The following is a 4,832-nucleotide window of genomic DNA, read 5'->3' as shown; positions in this document are numbered from 1 at the left end:
AGCTGGCGGCCGGCGCGCGGCAGCGGCGCGGTCATCACGCTCACGCCGGCGGTGGACGCCACCAGCCCGCCGCCCGGCGACACCATGCGGATGCGGTAGGGTTCGCGCAGGCCGGCGTCGCGCGCCTCGTCGTTCGCGGTGGAGAACACCTGCGCCGGGCCGGTGGCGTCCAGCAGCACGAAGCCGGGATAAACGAGCAGCCAGATATCGATGGGTGTCATGTGGCAGATATTCAACCATCAATGTCATTTGTGTCAACCCGCGCGCGGGCATGATGGACGCTTCCACCCACAGGAGCAACCATGACACGCACCATCGGCATTTATGTGTACGACGACGTTGAAGTGCTGGACTTCGCCGGCCCGTACGAAGTGTTCACCTGCGCCACGCGGATGGCCGCCAGGCTCACGCCGGACGCGCCGGCGCCGTTCCGCGTGCGCACCATCGGCCAGCGCGGCGCCATGCTGCGCGCGCGCGCGGGCCTGAGCGTGTTCCCCGAGGCGCACTTCGGCAACGCCGGCCCGCTCGACGTGCTGATCGTGCCGGGCGGCGTGGTCGACGCCGAGCGCGACAAGCAGGAAGTGACACGCTGGATCGCCGCCACCGCGCCGGGCTGCGAACTGGTGGCGTCGGTGTGCACCGGCGCCTTCCTGCTGGCGCAGGCCGGCCTGCTGGACGGCCAGGAGGTCACCACGCACTGGGAGGACATCGACGCGTTGCGCGCCGCCTTCCCGCGCGTGCGGGTGAGCGGCAAGCGGCGCTGGATCGACAACGGCCGCACCGTCACCAGCGGCGGCATCTCGGCCGGCATGGACATGTCGCTGCACCTGGTCGAGCGGCTGGCCGGGCGCGCGCTGGCCGCCCGCACCGCGCTGCAGATGGAATACGACTGGAGCGAGGCCTGAGCCGCCGGGGTCAGCCGCCGAGCTCGTGTCCGAATGTCAGACCTGACCCCAATCTTAGCGCGCCACGAACACCAGCAGCAGCCAGCCGCACAGCAGCAGCGCCGGCACGCCGTTCAGGAGCAGGCCGATCCAGCCGCTCCACGAGCGCCAGCGCGCCAGGATCAGGCCCATGACCGCCGTCACCGTGCCGGCCACGGTGCCGAGCACCACGACGATGAAGGCGTTGCCCAGGCAGGTGAAGCCGAAGTCGCCGCAGTGCGCCGCCCCGCCCGAAAAACCGCCGGACAAGGTGAGCGCGCCCAGCACATAGGTCAGCAGCGCGATCGCCACGCTGACCACATCCAGGTCGATCTTGGATTTCTTCATAGTTTTTTCAGCTGTTCCCGGGCGTAGCCGGCGTTGGCGTGGTTGGGCGCCAGCTCGAGGAAGCTGGTGTAGGCCTTTTTGGCCTTGTCGCTGTCGCCCAGGCGCATGCGGGCGTCGGCCAGGTTCAGGTAGGCGATCGCGCGCGAGGTGTCGATCTGCAGCGTGTTCTCGAACCAGCGCGCGGCCTCGGCGTACTTCTCCTGCTTGTAGTAGACGAAGCCCAGGTTGTTGGCGGCCAGCCCGAAGTCCGGCCGGTACTTCAGGGCCTCGGTGAACGCCGCCTCGGCCTGCGCGTACTGCTTCTCCTTGTACAGCTGCAGGCCGCGGTCGTTGGCGCGCTGCGCCAGCTGGCGGCTCGACGCGTCCACCGGCTTGGGCGCGGCGATCTTCTGCTCCTCGCCCTGCAGGTTCTTGACCACCACCGTGTTGCCGTCGGCCTTGAGGTCGCGGCCCTTGTCCAGCTTGCTATTGAGCGCGATCGCGTCCGGCGACAGCTGCGCCGACTGCGCGCTCAGGAACTCGGCCTCGGCCGGCAGCTGGAACACGAACTCGCCGCCCTCCGAACCCGGCAGGCTGCCGAACGCCGGCGTCTGCTGCGACACGCTGGCCACCGCCGGCGCCACGTAGGCCGCCAGCTCGGTGGCGGTGATCAGGCCGTCGCCGTTCAAATCCGCCTTGCCGTTGAGCGCCTGCAGCAAGGTCCACGTGAACACCGAGTGCCCGTTCGGGCCGCCGTCGGCCACCATCTGGTCGGCGCCGCCGGCGGTCAGCATCTGCCGCCCCAGCCGGCGCGCGTTGTCGCGCAGGAAGGCGCTGCTGCCGCCGCCGCGCGTCAGGCCCAGGCCGCTGTAGCAGGCGTCCATCACGAACAGCACGTGCTTGGCGTTGAGGCTCTCGGCGATGTTCTGCAGGTCGGTCATCGGGATGGCATCGAAGCTGACCTGTTGCGGGTCCGAGTCGACCGGGATGATGTAGCCCAGGTTGCGCCCGGAACTGAGCTGGCGGGTGGCGCCGTGGCCGGCGAAGAACACGAAGATGCGGTCGTCCTTCTTGAGCTGGGCGTCGGCCAGCTTGTCGTGGAACAGCGCCAGGATGTTGTTGCGCGTGGCCTCGCCGTTCGACAGCGTGAACACCCGCTCATTGGCGAAGCCGAAGCGGTTGACCAGCGTGTCGCGGATCGCGCGCGCGTCCTGCACCGCGTACTGCAGCTTGGGCCACTTCTGGTAATCGTTGATGCCGATGACCACGGCGTAGCTGTTGGCGTAGCCGGTGCTGACGGCGATCTTCTCCGGCTCCGGCTTGCCGCCGCGCGCCACCTTGAACTCCTGGCCGTCCCAGGCCGCGAAGCTGTAGCCGTCGGCGATCAGCTTGTCGAGCACCAGCGGCAGCGCCTTGACGCTGCGCTCGTGGATGTCGTGGAACAGGATGATGCCGCGCTGCTCCTTGCTCAGCGTGGTCAGCACGCGGTTGGCGATCGAGCTGGGCACCGGGTCGGCCCAGTCCAGCGAGTCGATGTTCCACATCACCGAGCGCAGCCCCAGCTTGGACAGGATGGCCAGGCCCTCGGCGTTGTGGGCGCCGTACGGGAAGCGGAACAGGTCCGAGCGGCGCTGGTCGGTGGCCTTGAGCAGCGCGTCGGCGTTGGCGATCTCGCCGTACAGCTGCTCGCCCTTTTCCTTCGACAGCAGCGCGTGGCTGAAACTGTGGTTGCCCACGGTGTGGCCGGCGTCGATCAGGCGCCGGCTCTCGGCCGCGTTGGCGCTCAGGGTCTGCTTGCCCTGCGCGTCGAGCTTGCCCAGGTTCTGGCCGACCTGGAAGAACACGCCCGGCACGTTGTACTGCTTGAGGATGGCGGCCACCTCCTCGGTGTAGCTCTTGTGCGGGCCGTCGTCAAAGGTCAGCACCACGGTCTTGGGCGGCAGCGTGTTGCCGAAGATTTCCTTGGCCTGGACTTCCTGCTCGGCGGTCTTGGGCTGCTCGGGATACGGCACGATGACGCCGTAGTCCTTCATGATCTGCTCGCGGCCGTACAGCTGGCGCAGGTGAGCCACGTAGTCGTCCCAGCGCTCGCGCTTGGGCGTGATGGCGCGCGTGTCGAAGCGCGAGAAGATGTCGCTGATCTCCTTGTCGTACTGCTTCTCGATGTCCTCCAGCGCGGCCAGGTCCTCGCTGACGCGCTTGTGCAGCTTGATCGCGGGCAGGGTCTGGTCGGCCGCCGCCAGCTTCTGCAGCGACAGCAGCACTTCGCGGAAGGCCAGGCGGTCGGCGTCGAACAGGTCGCTGGCCGACTCGATGTAGGACAGCAGCGTGTCGGCGGCGGCGTCGCGCCGGGCCGGCGGCAGCGCCTGGGTTTGCGCCAGCAGCGCCTGTACCCTGGCCAGGCGCTCGAGGTTCTCGTGGAACAGCGACTGCCCGACCTGGCCGGCGGCCTTGCGGTCGGCCTCGGACAGCGTCTTCTCGTCGGCCAGCAGCACGATGATCTTGCGGTAGGCGGCCAGCATGTCGCGCAGTTCCGGCATGACGTCGGGCGCGGGGACGGCGGCGGCCACGGCGGCGCCGGACGGTTCGGCCGGCTGCCTGCCGCGCAGCGCGAGGTAGGCGCCCGCGCCGGCCACGGCCACCACCACGGCGGCTATGCTCAACTGCTTGATATATTTCATGTGCGGAGTCTGGAAAAAACGAATCCCGCATTCTATGACATATTTGCTAATGATTCACTTTGGGGTCAAGTCTGGCATTCGGACACGAGCTCTGCCCTAAACGCCGACTACGGCCGGGTTCGTGTCCGAATGTCAGACTTGACCCCACCGTAGCCGTCGGTCAATGTGCGCAGGAAGGCCACCACGTCGGCGATCTCGCGCTCGCTCAGCGCGGGCTGGCCGCCCGGCCGGCCGCCAAACGGCGCCTCCATGTTGACGTTGGCCTCCAGCCCGGCCGGCTGGTCGTCGAACTTGTGCACGCCGCCGTCGGCGCTGCGCGGATACCATTTCTGCGGCGCCGTGTCGCGCTGCGCGTAGAAGCGCACCACCTGCGCCAGGTCGTTGAAGCCGCCGTTGTGGAAGTACACCTGCCGCAGCGCCACGTTGCGCAGCGACGGCGTGCGGAAGCGGCCGCAATATTCCCGGTGCTCGCGCAAATCCGCGCGGTCCGGGCCGCACAGGCCGAGGTCGAAATACGCCGGGTCGGCGTTGACCGCCAGCTTGCCGTTGCGCGGCACGCCCAGATTGATCAGGCCGTAGTCGGTGAACTGCGGGAAGGCCCCGCCCTGCCCGATCTTGCTGATGTGGCAGGACGCGCAATTGCCCTTGTGCTCGTCATTGAACAGCGCCAGCCCGCGCGCCTCCTGCGGCGTCAGCACCGCCTGCTTGCGCAGGTAGGCGTCGTACTTGCTGGTGTAGGGGTAGAAGTCGGCCGGGCTTTGCTGGAACACCTCCAGCGCCATCAGCACGCCGCGCATCGCCGCGTCCGGACGGTCGAAGATGGCCTCGCCGAAGGTGCGGCGGAACTGCGCCGCCAGCGGCCCGGCGCGCAGCCGCGCCACCACCGCCGCGTCGTCGCGGT

Annotated in this window: 4 protein-coding genes and 1 pseudogene; 1 reads left to right on the top strand and 4 read right to left on the bottom strand. The window is 68.6% G+C overall.

Going from position 1 to position 4,832, the window contains the following annotated elements; translation table 11 throughout:
* Positions 1 to 221, bottom strand: a pseudogene (locus GTP90_RS34850) (GlxA family transcriptional regulator); the annotation flags it as partial.
* Between the two features lie 81 nt (positions 222 to 302).
* On the opposite strand from GTP90_RS34850, the gene GTP90_RS34845 reads away from it, so the two are divergent.
* Positions 303 to 905, top strand: coding sequence for a DJ-1/PfpI family protein (locus tag GTP90_RS34845; protein WP_161087802.1), 603 nt, complete (start codon positions 303 to 305; stop codon positions 903 to 905).
* Between the two features lie 54 nt (positions 906 to 959).
* On the opposite strand, the gene GTP90_RS34840 is transcribed toward GTP90_RS34845, so the two are convergent.
* The 3 genes from GTP90_RS34840 to GTP90_RS34830 form a co-directional block, all read right to left on the bottom strand.
* On the bottom strand, positions 960 to 1,271 hold the full coding sequence (locus GTP90_RS34840; RefSeq protein WP_161087801.1) for a hypothetical protein: 312 nt from the start codon (positions 1,269 to 1,271) through the stop codon (positions 960 to 962).
* Positions 1,268 to 3,931, bottom strand: coding sequence for a polysaccharide deacetylase family protein (locus GTP90_RS34835; protein WP_161087800.1), 2,664 nt, complete (start codon positions 3,929 to 3,931; stop codon positions 1,268 to 1,270). Before GTP90_RS34835 ends, GTP90_RS34840 begins: the two co-directional genes overlap by 4 nt.
* A gap of 107 nt (positions 3,932 to 4,038) precedes the next feature.
* On the bottom strand, positions 4,039 to 4,832 hold a 794-nt coding region (locus GTP90_RS34830), incomplete at its 5' end, for a cytochrome-c peroxidase (protein WP_161087799.1).

It is taken from the genome of Duganella vulcania (assembly GCF_009857655.1).
Classification (GTDB): Bacteria; Pseudomonadota; Gammaproteobacteria; order Burkholderiales; family Burkholderiaceae_D; genus Rugamonas; species Rugamonas vulcania.
Note: the sequence above shows the minus strand (reverse complement) of the source record. Positions and strands in the feature narration are given on the sequence as shown.

Coding starts and splice junctions, on each gene's coding strand:
- GTP90_RS34845 (WP_161087802.1), top strand. CDS start 303: ATGACACGCACCATCGGCATTTATGTGTACGACGACGTTGAAGTGCTG.
- GTP90_RS34840 (WP_161087801.1), bottom strand. CDS start 1,271: ATGAAGAAATCCAAGATCGACCTGGATGTGGTCAGCGTGGCGATCGCG.
- GTP90_RS34835 (WP_161087800.1), bottom strand. CDS start 3,931: ATGAAATATATCAAGCAGTTGAGCATAGCCGCCGTGGTGGTGGCCGTG.